Origin of the sequence: Bradyrhizobium sp. WSM3983 (genome assembly GCF_000473045.1) — a bacterium.
In the GTDB taxonomy this organism is placed as follows: Bacteria; Pseudomonadota; Alphaproteobacteria; order Rhizobiales; family Xanthobacteraceae; genus Bradyrhizobium.
The window spans coordinates 105,175-122,049 of record NZ_KI421490.1; the positions used below are offsets into that span (position 1 = coordinate 105,175).

10 protein-coding genes, 1 tRNA gene and 1 pseudogene are annotated in these 16,875 nt (G+C 63.3%); 3 read left to right on the top strand and 9 right to left on the bottom strand.

Annotated elements, in window-relative coordinates:
* Positions 1–142: 142 nt before the first annotated feature.
* On the top strand, positions 143–1,108 hold the full coding sequence (locus tag YUA_RS0142580; RefSeq protein ID WP_027536113.1) for an alpha/beta fold hydrolase: 966 nt from the start codon (positions 143–145) through the stop codon (positions 1,106–1,108).
* On the opposite strand, the gene YUA_RS0142585 is transcribed toward YUA_RS0142580, so the two are convergent.
* Positions 1,105–2,031, bottom strand: coding sequence for a septal ring lytic transglycosylase RlpA family protein (locus YUA_RS0142585; protein ID WP_051383659.1), 927 nt, complete (start codon positions 2,029–2,031; stop codon positions 1,105–1,107). The two genes, YUA_RS0142580 and YUA_RS0142585, sit on opposite strands and share 4 nt — an antisense overlap.
* Before the next feature lie 819 nt (positions 2,032–2,850).
* Here YUA_RS0142585 and YUA_RS52460 point away from each other — a divergent pair.
* Complete coding sequence (locus YUA_RS52460; protein WP_256375437.1) at positions 2,851–2,979, top strand: hypothetical protein; 129 nt, start codon at positions 2,851–2,853, stop codon at positions 2,977–2,979.
* 7 nt (positions 2,980–2,986) lie between these two features.
* Here YUA_RS52460 and YUA_RS0142605 read toward each other — a convergent pair whose 3' ends face one another.
* A complete protein-coding gene (locus tag YUA_RS0142605) occupies positions 2,987–3,307 on the bottom strand; it encodes a hypothetical protein (RefSeq protein ID WP_051383660.1) in 321 nt (106 codons plus the stop codon).
* A 73-nt stretch (positions 3,308–3,380) separates the two neighbouring features.
* Between YUA_RS0142605 and YUA_RS46735 the strand changes: the two are divergent.
* Positions 3,381–3,614: pseudogene (locus YUA_RS46735) on the top strand (TIGR00645 family protein); the annotation flags it as partial.
* A 5-nt stretch (positions 3,615–3,619) separates the two neighbouring features.
* Here the strand turns inward: YUA_RS46735 and YUA_RS0142615 are convergent.
* The 7 genes from YUA_RS0142615 to ilvD all read right to left on the bottom strand — a co-directional run bounded on the left by YUA_RS0142615 (position 3,620) and on the right by ilvD (position 16,839).
* Positions 3,620–3,952 carry a DUF1476 domain-containing protein gene (locus tag YUA_RS0142615; RefSeq protein ID WP_027536116.1) on the bottom strand — a complete coding sequence of 111 codons (333 nt, stop codon included), beginning with the start codon at positions 3,950–3,952 and terminating at the stop codon, positions 3,620–3,622.
* Between the two features lie 240 nt (positions 3,953–4,192).
* Positions 4,193–4,384 carry a hypothetical protein gene (locus tag YUA_RS0142620; protein WP_027536117.1) on the bottom strand — a complete coding sequence of 64 codons (192 nt, stop codon included), beginning with the start codon at positions 4,382–4,384 and terminating at the stop codon, positions 4,193–4,195.
* Between the two features lie 489 nt (positions 4,385–4,873).
* Positions 4,874–6,346, bottom strand: a complete 1,473-nt coding sequence (locus tag YUA_RS0142625) for an esterase-like activity of phytase family protein (protein ID WP_027536118.1) — start codon at positions 6,344–6,346, stop codon at positions 4,874–4,876.
* 383 nt (positions 6,347–6,729) lie between these two features.
* Positions 6,730–13,617: an alkaline phosphatase family protein gene (locus tag YUA_RS46740; RefSeq protein ID WP_035973166.1), complete on the bottom strand. Its 6,888-nt coding sequence runs from the start codon at positions 13,615–13,617 to the stop codon at positions 6,730–6,732.
* Positions 13,618–14,026: 409 nt separating this feature from the next.
* Positions 14,027–14,116: transfer RNA gene (locus YUA_RS0142640), tRNA-Ser, on the bottom strand.
* Between the two features lie 301 nt (positions 14,117–14,417).
* Positions 14,418–14,744, bottom strand: coding sequence for a hypothetical protein (locus YUA_RS0142645; protein WP_035973168.1), 327 nt, complete (start codon positions 14,742–14,744; stop codon positions 14,418–14,420).
* A 238-nt stretch (positions 14,745–14,982) separates the two neighbouring features.
* The gene (gene ilvD, locus YUA_RS0142650; RefSeq protein WP_027536120.1) at positions 14,983–16,839 is read right to left on the bottom strand and encodes a dihydroxy-acid dehydratase; all 1,857 of its coding nucleotides are present in this window, start codon (positions 16,837–16,839) and stop codon (positions 14,983–14,985) included.
* Between the last annotated feature and the right edge of the window lie 36 nt (positions 16,840–16,875).

The window sequence follows — 16,875 nt, forward strand, 5'->3', positions numbered from 1 at the left end:
TGAGAGCGGCGTTCTAACAGTTGGAACCGGCGCGAACAACGAGGATCGGTACCCGCCTCCCGAGATTGCACGATTCTCGTCGCGTCCCTATCGTGGCACCTCATGTTTCCTGACCAAACCCCTGAAACAAGGCGGAAAAGCGATGTCCACGACCCGCGTGATCAAGGCCAATGGGATCGACCTCTTCATCCGCGAGGCCGGCCAGGGGCCGCTCGTGCTGCTGTGCCATGGCTGGCCGGAATTATCCTACTCCTGGCGGCACCAGATCCCGGCGCTCGCGGCTGCCGGCTTCCACGTCGTGGCCCCCGACATGCGCGGCTACGGCCAGAGCGCGGCGCCGTCTGACGTGTCCGCCTATTCGATTTTCGATCTCGTCGGCGACGTCGTCGGCCTGGTGCAGGCGCTCGGCGCGCCCAAGGCGATGATAGTCGGCCACGACTGGGGTGCGCCGGTTGCCTGGCATGCGGCGCTGTTCCGTCCAGATATCTTCACGGCCGTCGCGGGCCTGAGCGTACCGCCGCCATTCCGCGGACGCGGCAAACCGCTCGAGCTGTTGCGCCAGGGCGGCATCACCAATTTCTACTGGCAGTATTTCCAGACGCCCGGCGTCGCGGAGGCGGAGTTCGAGCATGACGTCGCCCGTACCATGCGCAGCGTGCTCGGCGGACGCGGACTTGCCGATCCGAGCGCCGCGATGTTCGTGCAGGAGGGCAAGGGCTTTCTCGGCCATACTAGCGCGGAGGAACCACTGCCGGCATGGCTGAGCGAGGCCGATCTGGCTTATTTCACCGAAAGCTTCCGCAAGTCCGGATTCCGCGGCGGGCTGAACTGGTATCGCAACCTTGACCGCAATTGGGAGCTGACCGCGCCCTGGCAGGACGCGCAGATTCAACAACCTTCCCTCTTCATCGCCGGCGCGCAGGACGCCGTCATCACCGGTCTGATCGGCGCCAAGCGCGTCAACGAGCTGGAGCGCGTGCTGCCCAATCTGACGCGAAAGCTGATCATCGAAGGTGCCGGCCATTGGGTGCAGCAGGAGCGGCCCGACGAGGTCAACGCCGCACTGGTCGGATTCCTGCGCGAAGCGGGTCGCGCTAGCGGCAGTTAGTAGAGGCCGCGGCCGGTCAGGATGCTGCGGGCTTCGGCTGCGCCGTCATCGGACGCCGCAGGACGGCTCTCGGCGGCATAGCGGCCGTCCTCGTCATAGGACACTTGGCGAGTGTTCTGGAACGCCCGGCCCCTGCTGCGGCTCGATGCTGACATCTCCGAGGTCGCGTTGAGCGAGGCGACGTCGGCCGACGTGTTGCCGAGGCTGTAGGGCCGCCCCTCCGGCATCGGGACTTCGCCACGAAAGGCGCCGCGGCTCGACGACAGCTCAGGCACGAAGGGCCGCGCCGAGGCGACCCGGACCATCGAGGGCGACGGCGCCGGAATGCCGGTGCGCAAGGTCGCCATCAGCTGGCGGTCGTCGGAGCCTTCGAGCGGCGCCCGGCCGACATATTCGACGCGCACCCTGGCGACGCCATTGCCTTTGAATTCAAGCAGTTCGGCGGCTTTGTTCGAGACGTCGATGAGGCGGTTGCCGTGATAGGGCCCGCGATCGTTGACGCGGACGATCAGCGACTTGCCGTTGGACAGGTTGGTCACCCGCGCATAGGACGGCATCGGCAGGGTCGGATGCGCCGCGGTCAGCGAGCCCATGTCGAACACTTCGCCGTTGGCGGTCTGGCGGCCATGGAAATCGTCGCCATACCACGACGCGAGGCCCTCGGCGCGGTAGTTGACGTCCTCCTCCGGCACGTAGGTCCGGCCCGCGACCATATAGGGCTTGCCGACGCGATAGGTGCCGCCGCCCTTGGGGACGGGATCGCCCCAGGCCACGACTCGCGGGCTCGAGGATACGCCGTATTTGGGATCGACCCTGCTGGCGAACTTGTTGGACGAGGCGCAATTGGCGAGCGCTAGGCAGGTGGCGACCGCCGCAACGCACCGCGCTGCCCGCACCACCGAATCTGATCGTCGGATCCCCATTCGCCCCAAATACCATTTCGCCGGAGGCGAACCCAACCCGCTTTAGCCACGGGAAGCGCCTTCCGGTCGTCAAGCTCCTGGGCGGCCCACCACCGTCCCAGAGATGGTGACGATAACGCAACCCGAACACGGCGGAAATGGGGAGCCCACAGCGTTCGCGCTGGGATGGTAAACAGGACGTTCGGCATTCTCCGTTGATCTACGGAACGCGAGGGGCTCTAGCACCGCCTCGTCTGTGCCAGTCCCGCACAAGCTGTTGCGCCAAAAGCTCACTCCACCCCCATTGTCGCCGGCTTCACCGGAATTCTTTTGACTGTGCAAGGCCGCCCGCGTTTTCTCGCGTGCAGGGGCGGGATTGGAATTTAACGATGATCGAGACGGTTTCGGCACTGATGGGTCTGGTAAGCGCGGGGATCTTCCTGGCCCATGCGTTTGAAGGCTACCGCACGAGGGCCTGACGGCACTCGCGCGGGCGACATTGCATCACCTCTTCAGGACGGCACGTTCGGACAATTTTAATCGATCCGATCGAGCATCGAAGACGAGAGCAGCAGGTGTCCCATGCGCAAACATGACCTCGTATCCGACGGCTTTCTGGCATTGACCGCAGGCGGTCTGGTCCTGCTCTGCTCGAGCCTCGTGGCCCTGGCCTTCGGCTAATCCTCACTTCGAATTTTCGTACTTGCGCGACCGCCGCGCTACCGCAACTCAGCATGTACGTCGACAGCGGGATGACCCGGCTCCCGTTTAGTTGATTGAATTTCCGCGTTCGGCGCCTCGACCTAATTTCAAGAGGCCACACCAACGAAGGTGACGCACATGCTAGCCGAGAAATTCATCCTGGTTCTGGAATCGCTGATCCGCAGCGGCCGGACCTATCCGGACGGAAGCCCCCGGGTCATTAGCACCTCCCCGCACGTCCCCGTGAAGCTGCCGATCCAGAACTAGCAGGCGCTCAGCGCAAGCCCAGCGGCGATCTGCGATAGAGGCTGTCGCGGGCTTCAGTCTGGCAGACGAAGCTGCCGTCGAATCCCTGCCCATAGAGCTTCTGTCCCTTGCGGTAGTAGACGCCCTTCCTGAAATCCAGCCACACCACCTTGTCGCCGGGGCAATGGCGCTGGGCCTGCGCCTCATAGCGGAACGGCGTCAGCGGCGTCGCTGACACCTCCGCGGTACCGCCGGCGCCAAAGACCATCGCGCTCGAGATCGCGACCGTGCCGAGTCGTTTGCCAAAGCCGCTGCGCAGCACTGTCCACCTCTCCCTGATGCTAGCCATCTGCACGGCTGCCGTTCGCCACGATAGCACGGGACTGCGCAATCCACAGGCGGCGAACCGGCGTGGCGTCTTCGTCAACGCCAGCGTGCTCAAGATCAAGCTGGCGATGGCGATCATCGGCATCTCCTCGATCGCGCTGCTGCGTACCTTCATCGAGGCCGGCAATCTCGGCTCGAACCGCGCCAGCTTCACCGAGAGCGGCGTGATGTGGCAGGTGTTGATCCACATCACCTTCGTGGTCTCTGCAATCGGGATCGTCTTCGTCGACAGGGTCAGTGACGCAACCACGCGCAGCCCCGCGGAGTGAAGTGATCAATCGTTGGCTTTGCGCGATGCCGCCTCGAGCTGCGCCAATGCCAGGTGCAGACATTCCTGGACCTTTTGCGCAATCTGCTCGCGCGAAATTCCCTTCGCCGCAAGATCGCTCGACACCTTGTTCAGGGTCTCGTCCATCGTCCGGCTCGCCAGATTGTCCGTGACCAGCGCCGTCGCATAAGCCGCTGCGGCCTCGCCGCTGAGCCCGAGCTGGCCTGCGGCCCACAGCCCGAGCAGCTTGTTCGACCGAGCCGCGGCCTTGAACATGAGCTCCTCGTCGTGGGCGAATTTGGCCTCAAAGCCCTGCTCGCGCTTGTCGAACGTGGTCATGGTCAGCTCCATTTGCGTTGCGCTGATGGGATCTTGATGGGAAGCCGTCTCCGTGGTTCTCGTCCATTGAGGATCATTTGAATCTTCCAACCGAAGGCAGACGCCGTCAAGCCGCCGGCCGGACCCACGCGGCGTCAGCCGTCAGCCCGGGCAGCACATAGCAAGCGCTCCCGGTTCTGAACCGGAGGCGCCTTGGTGAAACAGGTTGGAGATGTCTGACCGACAAGTCCTGTTGACCGGTCAGCCCTTGGCTGCGGCCGCCTCGCGGGCCAGCCGCTCGGCCCTCAGGCGTTCGCGGTTGGCGTAAAATGCCTTCTGCGCTTCCTCATGGTCGCGCATGGCCTTCTCGGCCTCGATCCGGCGTGCCGCATCGCGCGCCTGGCGCTGTTCGGGTGTCAGGGGTTTGCGTCGGAAGGAAAGGTCTTCAGTCATGCCGACATAACGCCGCGGTGAGGAAAAGGTTCCGCCTGGCGGCCGGTTCGGACCGAAATGGCCAACCATTCAGGCTCCTAACGACAGGGCGCAGCCGGTTTTCAAGACCGGCGTCTGGTCTCGTCGGCCGGTCCCCTGAAATCCGGACGCACCCAACCCGCGCGAATAAGTCGAAAAACAACCCCATGCACAGTAGCCTGGGGCAGCGGAATCAATGGCTTGCCGGGCACGCCCGATGCGAATGCGGATTCTGCGAAATTCACTTGACGTGTCGGGCAAAACAGCGGCAGAATGCGACTATTCCGAAATCGATCGGCGTAGGGATCGATCGTTTGACTCGACCTGTTCGGGATCATCGTTGGGCCTGATGAGATGCGGCTGTCCGATATCGAGCCGCGCTTCGTCCGTCGGGATTGATGCGCCGCCCGAGCGCGCGCGGACATGAAAAGGCCGCCCGAAGGCGGCCTTTTAGCATTCGCAAAACTGGATTTAGGCCAAGGCCGGTTGCTTCCGACGCCGAGAGGCAAGTAGGCCGATTCCGAAAAAGCCTGTGATGATCATCGCCCAGGTCGATGCCTCCGGAACGGCAGCGATCTGCTCCGGAGTGAAACTGGCGCCGTATTTGGCCAGATCGGCGTCGGTGAACCCAAACACATAAAAGACGTTCGGGCCGGCGGTCCCTGGGATGAAGTCGTTGTCGTTGGCGACCCACAGCGTGTGCTCGACCTGGCCGTTGACCGTGACGTCCTGGCCAAAGGTGAGACCTTCAATCTTCGACGGCACCTGGGTGCTCGGAATACCGTGGGCTCCGAGCGCGGACACGATGTCGAGGAACGGGCCCGACTTCGTCACGGCAGCGGCCGCCAGAGCCGAACCGTTCAGGCTCGAGACATCAGTGGCTCCTTTGAGGTCAATGATGAAAAGCTGCTTCACCTTGGCCGCACTGCCGTCGCCGAGGCCCTTGCCGTCCCGCTCGTCGACGAGGAATTGGTGGTCATTCAGCGCGACGATCTCGCTGACTCCGCTGCCTGTCGTCAGATTATATGCGTATTCGTGCGTTGCGTGGGTCGCCACGTCGATCGTGACAATGCGTACGGTGTTTTTTGAGGCTCCCGAAGCGTCCTGAATGAGCGGCGCTTGCACGATGCCCACCAACGTCTTTCCATCCGGCGTGAGTGCCAGTCCTTCCATGCCCTTATTTGCCGTCCGGCCGGACGTGTTGCCGCTGATCTCGGTACCTCCCACCGGAGAGAGTTTGGATACATCGAGGTTGCTCGGCAAGGTGAAGGTCTGGACCAACTTGCCGGTGGCGTTGTCAAACTGTCGAACGTAGGGGCCGTACTCGTCGGAGACGTACACGCTCTTGCCGTCCGGCGAGACGCGAATGGACTCGGGGTCGAGCCGGGCGTTGTTGGGATTTCCGGAGTTCCCGGCACCGAAATTGTCAGAACGACCCGTGAAGTAATAGGTGCTGCTCGTATTCTGCGTCGGCGCACCGGACCCGAGTGGGGTACCGTCGATCTTGTTGCCGAGACCCGCGCCCGTTCCGTAGATCAATGGCGCCGAGCTGGAGAGCAGCGTCGTCTTGGTCAGGGTCGGCGTCAGCGAATACGGCAAGCTTCCGCCTGGCGTTGCCGTCAGGTTCATGCTCACCGTCTGGTATCGGCTGATATAAGAGACGGTGTCATCCACGTTCGAGTTGTAGGGCGTTGCGTTCGGACCGCGGTCCGGCAGCGCGTAGAACGTATTGCCACCCGCATAGGTGATTCCGGATCCGATTCCGCCAAGTATGTTGGCGGGAAGGCCATTTTCCAGCGTGCCGGTGAGCCCCGAAAGGTCCGCATTTGCGCCGGCGCTGCTTCCACTCAGCGAGCCCATCGCCAGCAGCATGACATCCGCCTTGGCCGCCGGTGCGGCCAACATCGAAGCAAGCAAAACACTTGAAGAAACGATACGACGCATATTTCCAACCCCAGATTTCCAATTTGGTAAGAATGATATGCCGCGCTCTTGTGACAGATAGATGTCACAGAGCGTCCAGGTGTTGCTGCTCGCCGGTGCAATGTGTCAGTCGAAACCCCTGCGCCCTTGCGCGACCCGAGATGAGCCGCGACAGCTCGCCCTCAGTCTGATCGGCAGCCCCGCTCGCGATCGCCAGTCCAGACTTGCGCGGCCAGCGGCAACGTCCGCTGGTTTTCCGCGTTTCGTTCCTCTGCTGCCTGGTCGAGCGGATTCTTCGGAGCCGACAGATCCTGCCGTGCTGGATATACCCCTTGGCCTGAGCAAATGGCGCGGGTGTGATCGCGCCACGAAACAGGCGAATAGCGAGGCCGGTCCACCGCTGCTCATCCTGTGTGGCAATGGGCAGCGGCCAGGAAAGCCGGGTCCCCACCAATTCCACCCATTATTGGATGGGGGGTCGAAGGAGACGGACCAAAGCTGTTTCCGCCGAAGCCGGCCGCTGCGAATTGATCCATCAGCGCTGCAAGGCGGTCGATACTCCCCGCGTCTTGGGACAAGCCATTGGGGCCACTTGGCGAAGGCGCCGGCGGATCGGTTACCGTCATGGTCTGTGACGCCGATGTCGCGGCTTCGCCCGACGTTGTATTGCTCGCGGTCACCGTAAACGTCGCGACCGGATGGTCGGTACCCGTATAGCTCGACGACAGCGTCAGCCCGGTAAGCGGTTGGCCTGTCGTGGAGGAGCCCTCGGTAATGGTCCAGGTATAGGTTCCGTTGGATTGAAGGCTGCTCGTGACAGTGTTTCCGGCCGGAGCCGTGATCGACTCGTAGCTGGGCAAGCCGCTGATGCTCAGCGACAGTTGGTCGTCGGAGTCGACGGGCGTCGCGGTGATGCCCAACGGCACGGATCCTCCGGCCTGCACCGTCAGCGACGTGCCGCCAATCGTCAGCGCCGGACTCTCGGCCACCCCGTCTTGATCCACCGTCAGCGCAGCCGCCTGAGCGGCCGTCCCAAACACTTGAATGGGCGCCGCTGTCGCGGCGTTGTTGGGAGCGGTCAAGCCCAAGGAATTAGTGATCGTGCTCAGAAGATTGTAGTGATCGTAGGCGGTGCTGTAGTTTCCCGGGACCACGTTGGCGCCATACAAGAGAGTTGGAACCTTGTTGGAAGCAGCCTCGGAGGTCGAATCGTCATTCTCGTCCCAGGTGACGATCAGCAGCGAATTGTTGTTGACCGCCCATTGGGCATAGGCGCCCAGGTTTTGCTGAAGCCATGTATCACCCTGGGCGATCGTCCCGTTATGCATGTCGTTACTCACGCTGGGAATGACGAACGAGACGGTCGGCAGGCTCGAATAATTGCCGTTGGCAAAAAGCGCCGGGAAGCTGGTGAAGTCCGTTTGAACCGTGCGCCCCTCCGGGAATGAAACCCAGGGGTCATGGTTGAAGTCGCTGCCAAGCCCGCCCTCGTCCACATAGCCCGTGAACGAGAATCCCCCGTTTTTCAACACGGTGTACAGCGTTGGATCCGGAAGGCTGTAGGAGTTGTCATCGGTGGTGCCGAATGTCGAGCCGGCATAGAGGGTGAAATAGTTCGGTTGGCTCGGATGAGCCTCCGCCGTCATGTTGGTTAGCGATGCGCCGCCGGCCATGAGACTGTTGATGTAAGGCGCTTGGCTGTTGCCGGCGATCTGGTCATAGTTGTGATTTTCTTCGACCACGACGACGATGTGGCTGTACTTCGGTACGCCCGTGGTGGTCGTCGTCGAATTGACCTGCAGCGTTCCGGTGGGATTGTAGTTGGTGGCGCCCGTCAGGTTGGCGACATTGCCGGCGCCATCGTTGACGACCGCGCCGTTGAGGTTGAACGACGAGATGGCGAGATCGGATGTGGTCTGGCCGGCGACCACCGTGTAGCTGAAAGTGAGCGCGGTGCTGCCCGAGCCGCTGGCGTAGCTCGCCGTGCCGCCGTCGTTGAGGGCGAGCGTCGGCGTGCCGCCGCTGGTATTGACCGTGACGGCCTCGCTCAGATTGACCGTCAATGTGACGACCTGGCCGGTGCTCACACTGCCGCTGCCATTGGTGATGCCGGTCCCGGTCGCGACAATCGAGGCAATCGTCGGCGCCGTCGTGTCGATCTGCAGGATGCCGGCGGGATTGTAGTTGGTCGCACCCGTCAGGTTGGCAGCATTGCCGTTGCCACCGGTGATGGTCCCGCCATTGAGGTTGAGCGCGGAGACGATAAGATCGGCGGCATTCTGGCCCGCCGCAACCGTGTAGCTGAAGGTGAGCGCAGTGCTCCCTGAACCGCCGGTGTAGCTTGCCGCACCACCATCGTTGAGCGTCAGCGTCGGTGCGCCGCCGGTGGTGTTGACCGTCACGGCCGCACTGAAGTTCACGGTCAGCGTGACCAACTTGCCAGCATTGAGATCGCCGGTGCCACTGGTGATGCCGGTGCCCGAGGCCGCAATCGAGGCAACCGTCGTCGCCGTCGAGTTGACCTGCAGGGTGCCGCTGGGATTGTAATTGGTAGCTCCCGACAGATTCGTGGCGTTTCCGGCCCCGTCGCTAACCACTGCGCCGTTGAGATTGAACGAGGAGATGGCGAGATCGGATGTGGTCTGTCCCGCCGCAACCGTATAGCTGAACGTGAGTGCGGTGCTACCGGAGCCGCCGGAGTAGGTCGCCGTGCCGCCATCGTTGAGCGCGAGTGTCGGCATGCCGCCGCTGGTGTTGACCGTTACGGCCTCGCTGAGATTCACGGTCAAGGTGACGACCTGACCGGTGCTCACATTTCCGCTGCCGTTCGTAATGCCGGTGCCGGTCGCGACAATCGAGGCGATCGTCGGCGCCGTCGTGTCGATCTGCAGGGTGCCGGCGGGATTGTAGTTGGTGGCGCCCGACAGGTTGGCGGCGTTGCCGCTGCCATCGGTGACGGTCGCGCCGTTGAGGTTGAGCGCGGAGACGACGAGATCGGCGGCATTCTGGCCTGCCGCCACCGTGTAGCTGAAGGTGAGCGCAGTACTGCCCGAGCCGCCGGTGTAGCTCGCAAAGCCGCCATCATTGAGCGCGAGCGTCGGCGAGCCGCCGCTGGTATTGACCGTCACCGCCGCGCTGAAGTTCACGGCCAGCGCGACCACCTTGCCGGCATTGAGATCGCCACTGCCGTTGGTGATGCCGGTGCCCGAGGCCGCGATCGAGGCAATCGCTGGACCGGTTCCTGTGGAATTCTGGATGGCGATCTGGGCGACCGACGTCTGCCACCAGCCGTTGGCGACATATTCGTTCGAGATCCAGAACGAGTTTGGATTGTTTGGGTCGACGATGGCCGAGGAATTGAGGCCCCAGCGCTGCACGCTGGACCGGTCCCCCGAGTTGAAGAAACCGGTGCTCGCCTTATACAGGATCGGCGCGCTGAAGGAGCCCGCGGCACTGCTGCCGCTCTGGAAGACGTAATAGTCCGACGGATACAAGTTCGGACCACTCGCGGTGAAATTGATGATGACATCGCCCGCTGCGTCCACCGCGATGGACGGATTGAACGTCCCCACGTTGGTTCCGAGTGAGGCGCCGGAGATGTCGCCTTGCGCCAGGAGGGACGGAGTATTGGGATTGCTGACGTCGATCTTAAGCCAATGGACCAGAGGTACGCTCGAGCCGCTCGGCCTCATCTCGGCCACGGCGTAGAGATAGCCGTTGGCATAGACCATGCTGGTGATCCGGTTGTCGACGGCGTCGAGCAGAAGGCTCGTCCCCTGCTGCTGTACGGTATAGCTGCCGCCCTGGTCGATATTGCCGAGCGCGATGGTGCTGGTGGCACTGAAGGTATTGGTGGCCTTGTCATAGGTCTGCAGGGCAACGACGATCTGACCTCCGCTGGAGAAGTCGCTCGCGTAGTAGGTCTTGCCATTGTTGCCGGCTGCAACGGTGAAGATGCGCTGGGTCGACGGCATGGCCTCGCTTTTGGTCACGCTCAACGTGCCGCCGCCATAGAGGCCACCGCCCGCGCCGGCCGTGTCGCTGATCACCCAGTTCTCGGTGCCAGCGTAACCGGAGACCTTGATATTGTACTGCGGTGCCGAGATGTAGACGTTCGAACCGTCGACTGCCAGCGCGGGGCGGTCCGAATCCGTCGACTGACCATTGATCGTGATGGTCGTATTGAGCTGCGAGAAGGTCCAACCATCGTTCGGATTGGAGTCCTTGGAAACAGCGATATCCATGTCCGTGGTGGTGCCGTCCGGCGCCAGGTACTCCATCATCGCGACAAAGCGCTGATTGACGCTGTCGTAGGCGATGCGCTGATCGAAAAGGCCGCCGGTCGGTGACAGCGGCGCGAAGAAGCTGTAGACCGACTGCTGGGTCGGCGACCCGCCGGCCAGGTTTGTCCATTCGATCAGTGATCCCTCGATCATCACGACGAAGTTCGGGCCAACAGCAAGACCGTTGTGCGGCGGATAGTTGCTGGTGGTCGATGGCCCGGAGAACAGCGTCTGGATACGCGAGGTGGCGGTGGTGCTCGGGTTGACCTGCAGGGTGCCGGTCGGATTGTAGTTGGTGGCGCCCGCCAGATTGGCGGCGTTGCCGGCTCCGTCGCTGATGGCCGCGCCGTTGAGGTTGAGCGTCGAGATCGTAAGATCGGACGTGGTTTGGCCCGCCGCAACCGTGTAGCTGAAGATGAGCGCGCTGCTGCCCGTGCCGCTGGTATAGCTCGCCGTTCCGCCATCATTGAGGGTCAGCGTCGGCGTACCGCCGCTGGTGTTGACCGTCACGGCCTCGCTGAGATTGACCGTCAATGAGACGACCTGGCCGGTGCTCACACTGCCGCTGCCGTTCGTGATGCCGGTGCCGGTCGCGACGATCGAGGCAATCGTGGGCGCTGTCGTGTCGATCTGCAGCGTGCCGGCCGGATTGTAGTTCGTCGCGCCTGACAAATTGGCGGCATTGCCGCTCGCATCGGCGATGGCCGCACCGTTGAGGTTGAACGATGAGATGGCGAGATCGGCGGTGTTCTGGCCTGCCGCCACCGTGTAGCTGAAGGTGAGCGCGGTGCCGCCCGAACCGCCGGTGTAGCTCGCCGTGCCGCCGTCGTTGAGGGTCAACGTCGGCGCGCCGCCGGTAGTGTTGACCGTCACGGCCGCACTGAAATTGACCGTCAGCGTAACTACCTGGCCGGCGTTGAGATCGCCGCTGCCGCTGGTGATGCCGGTCCCGGAAGCCGCGATCGAGGCGATCGTCGGCGCCGTAGTGTTGACCTGCAAGATGCCGGCGGGATTGTAGTTGCTTGCGCCGGCCAAGTTGGCGGCATTGCCGGCGCCGTCGCTGATGACCGCGCCGTTGAGGTTGAGCGCCGAGATGGCGAGATCGGACGTGGTCTGGCCTGCCGCCACCGTGTAGCTGAAGGTGAGCGCGGTGCTACCTGTGCCGCCGGTATAGGTCGCCGTACCACCATCGTTGAGGGTGAGCGTCGGCGTGCCGCCGCTGGTATTGACCGTCACGGCCTCGCTGAGATTGACGGTCAAGGTGACGACCTGGCCGGTGCTCACAGTGCCGCTGCCGTTGGTGATGCCGGTGCCGGTCGCGACGATCGAGGCAATCGTCGGCGCCGTCGTGTCGATCTGCAGGATGCCGGCCGAATTGTAGTTGGCGGCTCCCGACAGGTTGGCGGCGTTGCCAGCCCCATCATTGATGACCGCGCCGTTGAGATTGAGCGCCGAGATGACGAGATCGGCTGTGTTCTGGCCCGCCGCCACCGTGTAGCTGAAGGTGAGCGCGGTGCTCCCCGAACCACCGGTGTAGCTCGCCGTGCCGCCATCATTGAGCGCGAGCGTCGGTGCGCCGCCGGTGGTGTTGACCGTCACGGCCGCGCTGAAGGTCACGGTCAGCGTGACCAACTTGCCAGCGTTGAGATCGCCGGCGCCGCTGGTGATGCCGGTGCCCGAGGCCGCGATCGAAGAAACCGTCGGCGGCGTTGCGGCTGAACCCTGGATGGCGATCCGCGCGACCGCCGTCTGCCACCAGCCGTTGGCGACATATTCGTTCGAGATCCAGAACGAGTTCGGATTATTCGGGTCGACCGTCGCCGATGAATTGGCGCCCCAGCGCTGCGTGCTGTTTCCATCGCCCGAGTTGAAGAAACTGGTGCTGGCCTGATACAGGATCGGCGCGCTGAACGATCCCACGGGATCGCTACCGCCTTGGAAGACGTAGTAATCCGCCGGGTACATGTTCGGGCCACTAGCGGTGAAATTGATGAGGACATCGCCCGCCGTATCCACTGCGATGGAAGGATTGAACGTCGCTACACTGGCGCCGATTGCGGCGCCGGAGATATCACCTTGCGCCACAAGGGACGGAGCGTTGGGATTGCTGACGTCGATCTTGAACCAATGGACCAGGGGCACGCTGGACCCGATCGGCTTCATCTCGGCCACGGCATAGAGATAGCCGTTGGCATAGACCATGCTGGCGATCCGCTTGTCAGCGGCGTCGAGCAGGAGGCTCGTTCCCTGCTGCTGCGCAGTGTAGCTGCCGCCCTGGTCGATATTGCCGAGCGCGATGGTGCTGGTGGTACTGAAGGTATTGGTGGCCTTGTCGTAGGTCTGCAAGGCGACGACGATCTGACCTCCGCTGGAGTAGTCGCTGGCGTAGTAGGTCTTGCCGTTGGTGCCGGATGCGACGGCGAAGATACCCTGGGTCGACGGCATGACTTCGCTCGCGGTCACGCTCAGCGTGCCGCCGCCATAGATGCCACCGCCCGCCCCGGCGGTATCGCCGATGATCCAGTTTTCCGTGCCGGCGTAACCGGACACGTTGATGTTGTACTGTGCGGCCGAGATGTAGACGTTCGAACCGTCGACCGCCAACGTCGGGCGGTCGGAGTCGGTCGACTGACCGTTGATCGTGACGGTCGTATTGAGCTGCGAGAAGGTCCAGCCATCGTTCGGATTGGAGTCCTTGGAGACCGCAATGTCCATGTCGGTGGTGGTGCCGTCCGGCGCCAGGTACTCCATGATCGCAACAAAGCGCTGATTGACGCTGTCGTAGACGACGCGCTGATCGAAAAAGCCCCCTGTCGGCGACAGCGGCGCGAAGAAGCTGTAGACCGATTGCACGGTCGGCGATCCGCCGGTCAGGTTCGTCCACTCGATCTGCGAGCCCTCGATCATCACGGCGTAGTTTGGCCCGATGGCGAGGCCGCTATCCGGGGGATAAGTGTTGGTGTCCGATGGCCCGGAGAACAGTGTCTGGATCTGAGAGGAATAACTCATGTTCCTGCTCCCTCTGTCTCTGTCCAAGATTTCGCTGAGGCTCAGGTGTCAACGTTTGCATCAAGCTTCGCAACAAACGTTCCCCGCACCACGAATGCCGTGCCGGTCGCCAGACAAAATGATCTTGCCAGCCGTGGCGCTAACGTCCAACGGACCCTGGATAATAGACAACGTGCCGCAGGGGATTTGTAGCAGCACGGCGGACTATTCTGCGGCCTCATTGGGGGTACCCCCAACCGAATCCGAGTGTCCGCTCGATAAAGGTCCTGCCCGTTCACCGGCCAGGGGCCCGCGTGCCAAACGGGATCATCACCTTGAAGACCCGCACACTGCGAAGTACAGCTCTTCGGCATAAGTCACTGATTTGTTGTGGAGTTCGAACAACCACGAACAGTGGAGAACAATATACTGGCGGAAGGGGTGGGATTCGAACCCACGGTACCCTTGCGGGCACGCCGGTTTTCAAGACCGGTGCCTTAAACCACTCGGCCACCCTTCCAAGCCCGGGCTGCAAGTCCGGAATGGCTGTCGCTTAACGTAGTCGGCCGCGCAAGGCAACGCGAAGTTGGGCTGCTTGCGCGGCCTGCCCCGCCTTTTCGTTGGCACGGGATCTGTCAGGCGAGCGTCAGTTTGGTCCTTTAGCCTCCGTCGGGACTGGCAATGCCACCCAGGGCGTCGCTGGTCGCGAGGCCCGGTTGGATTCGCCTCCATTTCCGGGCCTCGTTTGGCTTCGCCCTCAAAAGAAAACGCGGCGCCTTTTTTGGGGCACCGCGCGAAGTTCGTTTGTTTGTTGCGTTGGCTCAGTAGCCGCAGGACGCGCAGCTCGGCGCCACCGGCGCGTAATAGGAATAGCCGGGCGAGACCATCTCGACGCGCTGGCGCGTGGCGTATTGCGGCGGAATGCGCTCGTACTGGACGCTCGGCGGCGCCACCATCACGGTCTGCGGAACCATCACGGTGCGGTACTGCGCCGGCGTGCGATGGGCGACGGTCGCACCCGGCGACACCATCACGGTCTCGTCGACGGAGCGGTACTGCGGCGCGACGTATTGCTGCTGATAGCAGGTCGTGCACGGCTGCGGCGGCGCGTAGCAATTGTAGCAGCCGGCGGAGGCAGCAGTCGTCATCGAAATCGCAGCGACGACTGTTCCGAAAACAACAGCAAGAGTACGAGACATTGTGGTGGTGCCCCAGTTGCACAAAATGGATTTGCGAAGGTCGCAGCACTATACGCTGCAAAATCCAGCTCTTCCGAAGTTCGTCGGGGCATCCTTAATGCGAACGGCCGGCTTTCGCCGACCGTTCAGAACTTGTTGACCATGCACGTTGCGCGACCGCGAGGTTCGCGATCACGCCCGCGCAAAGTCACGTTGACTTCGTGCGCCGCTTCACCTCACGCACCGCGCCGCGCGCGGCGCTGGTGGTGAGCGCAGCGTAGGCCTGCAGCGCGGTCGAGACGTTACGCTTGCGCGCAGCGGGCTGCCAGGCGGCATCGCCCTTTGCCTCCTCTGCCGCGCGGCGGTTGGCGAGCTCCTCGTCGGAGACATCGAGGTTGATGCTGCGGTTCGGGATGTCGATGGCGATGCGGTCGCCGGTCCGCACCAGACCGATGTTGCCGCCTTCGGCCGCTTCCGGCGAAAGATGGCCGATCGACAGGCCGGACGAACCGCCGGAGAAGCGTCCATCCGTGACGAGCGCGCATGCCTTTCCGAGGCCCATCGATTTCAGATAGCTGGTCGGATACAGCATCTCCTGCATGCCGGGGCCACCGCGCGGGCCTTCGTAGATGATGACCACGATCTCGCCGGCCACGACCTTGCCGCCCAAAATGCCTTCGACGGCCGCGTCCTGGCTTTCGAACACACGCGCGGGGCCGGAGAATGTCAGGATCGAGCTATCAACGCCTGCGGTCTTCACGATGCAGCCATCCTGAGCGAGGTTGCCGTAGAGCACGGCGAGGCCACCGTCCTTGCTGAAGGCGTGCTCGAGGTTGCGGACCACGCCCTTCTCGCGATCGGTGTCGAGCTCGTCGTAGCGGCGCTCCTGGCTGAACGCGACCTGCGTGGGGATGCCGCCGGGCGAGGCGCGATAGAAGGTGCGGACAGTTTCGCTCCTGGAGCGCTTGATGTCCCAGCGCTCCAGCGCGTCGTTCATGGTCGGCGCGTGCACGGTCGAGACCGAGGTGTCGATCAGGCCGGCGCGGTCGAGCTCGCCCAGAATGCCCATGATGCCGCCGGCGCGATGCACGTCCTCGACGTGAACGTCGGCAACGGACGGCGCGACCTTGCACAGCACGGGCACGCGGCGCGACAGCCGGTCGATGTCCTGCATGGTGAATTCGACCTGCCCTTCATGGGCCGCCGCAAGCAGATGCAGCACGGTGTTGGTCGAGCCGCCCATCGCGATGTCGAGCGTCATCGCGTTCTCGAACGCCTTGAAGTTCGCGACATTGCGCGGCAGCACGCTCGCATCGTCCTGCTCGTAGTAACGGCGCACGATATCGACGATGGTGTGGCCGGACTCGACGAACAGGCGCTTGCGGTCAGCGTGGGTTGCGACCACGGTGCCATTGCCGGGCAGCGCCAGGCCGAGCGCCTCGGTCAGGCAGTTCATCGAATTGGCCGTGAACATGCCCGAGCAGGAGCCGCAGGTCGGGCACGCCGAGCGCTCGATCACCTTGACGTCCTCGTCGCTGACCTTGGAGTCGGCTGCGGCCACCATGGCGTCGATCAGATCGACGGCCTTGGTCTTGCCCTGGAGCGTGACCTTGCCAGCCTCCATCGGCCCGCCCGAGACGAACACTGCGGGGATGTTGAGCCGCAGCGCGGCCATCAGCATGCCGGGCGTGATCTTGTCGCAGTTGGAGATGCAGACGAGGCCGTCGGCGCAATGCGCGTTGGCCATGTACTCGACGCTGTCGGCGATCAGCTCGCGCGACGGCAGGCTGTAGAGCATGCCGTCATGGCCCATGGCGATGCCATCATCGACCGCGATGGTGTTGAACTCCTTGGCGACGCCGCCGGCCTGCTCGATCTCGCGGGCGACAAGCTGGCCGAGGTCCTTGAGGTGGACGTGGCCGGGCACGAACTGGGTGAAGGAGTTGACGACCGCGATGATCGGCTTGCCGAAATCGCCGTCCTTCATGCCCGTCGCGCGCCAGAGGCCGCGGGCGCCCGCCATGTTACGACCGTGGGTGGTGGTGCGGGAGCGATAGGCTGGCATGGCGGTTTCCGTCCTCGGTTTGCATCGGCCGGGCGG

Excerpts from the sequence above, each read along its gene's own strand:
- YUA_RS0142580 (WP_027536113.1), top strand. The coding sequence starts at position 143 with ATGTCCACGACCCGCGTGATCAAGGCCAATGGGATCGACCTCTTCATC.
- YUA_RS0142585 (WP_051383659.1), bottom strand. The coding sequence starts at position 2,031 with ATGGGGATCCGACGATCAGATTCGGTGGTGCGGGCAGCGCGGTGCGTT.
- YUA_RS52460 (WP_256375437.1), top strand. The coding sequence starts at position 2,851 with ATGCTAGCCGAGAAATTCATCCTGGTTCTGGAATCGCTGATCCGCAGC.
- YUA_RS0142605 (WP_051383660.1), bottom strand. The coding sequence starts at position 3,307 with ATGGCTAGCATCAGGGAGAGGTGGACAGTGCTGCGCAGCGGCTTTGGC.
- YUA_RS0142615 (WP_027536116.1), bottom strand. The coding sequence starts at position 3,952 with ATGACCACGTTCGACAAGCGCGAGCAGGGCTTTGAGGCCAAATTCGCC.
- YUA_RS0142620 (WP_027536117.1), bottom strand. The coding sequence starts at position 4,384 with ATGACTGAAGACCTTTCCTTCCGACGCAAACCCCTGACACCCGAACAG.
- YUA_RS0142625 (WP_027536118.1), bottom strand. The coding sequence starts at position 6,346 with ATGCGTCGTATCGTTTCTTCAAGTGTTTTGCTTGCTTCGATGTTGGCC.
- YUA_RS46740 (WP_035973166.1), bottom strand. The coding sequence starts at position 13,617 with ATGAGTTATTCCTCTCAGATCCAGACACTGTTCTCCGGGCCATCGGAC.
- YUA_RS0142645 (WP_035973168.1), bottom strand. The coding sequence starts at position 14,744 with ATGACGACTGCTGCCTCCGCCGGCTGCTACAATTGCTACGCGCCGCCG.
- ilvD (WP_027536120.1), bottom strand. The coding sequence starts at position 16,839 with ATGCCAGCCTATCGCTCCCGCACCACCACCCACGGTCGTAACATGGCG.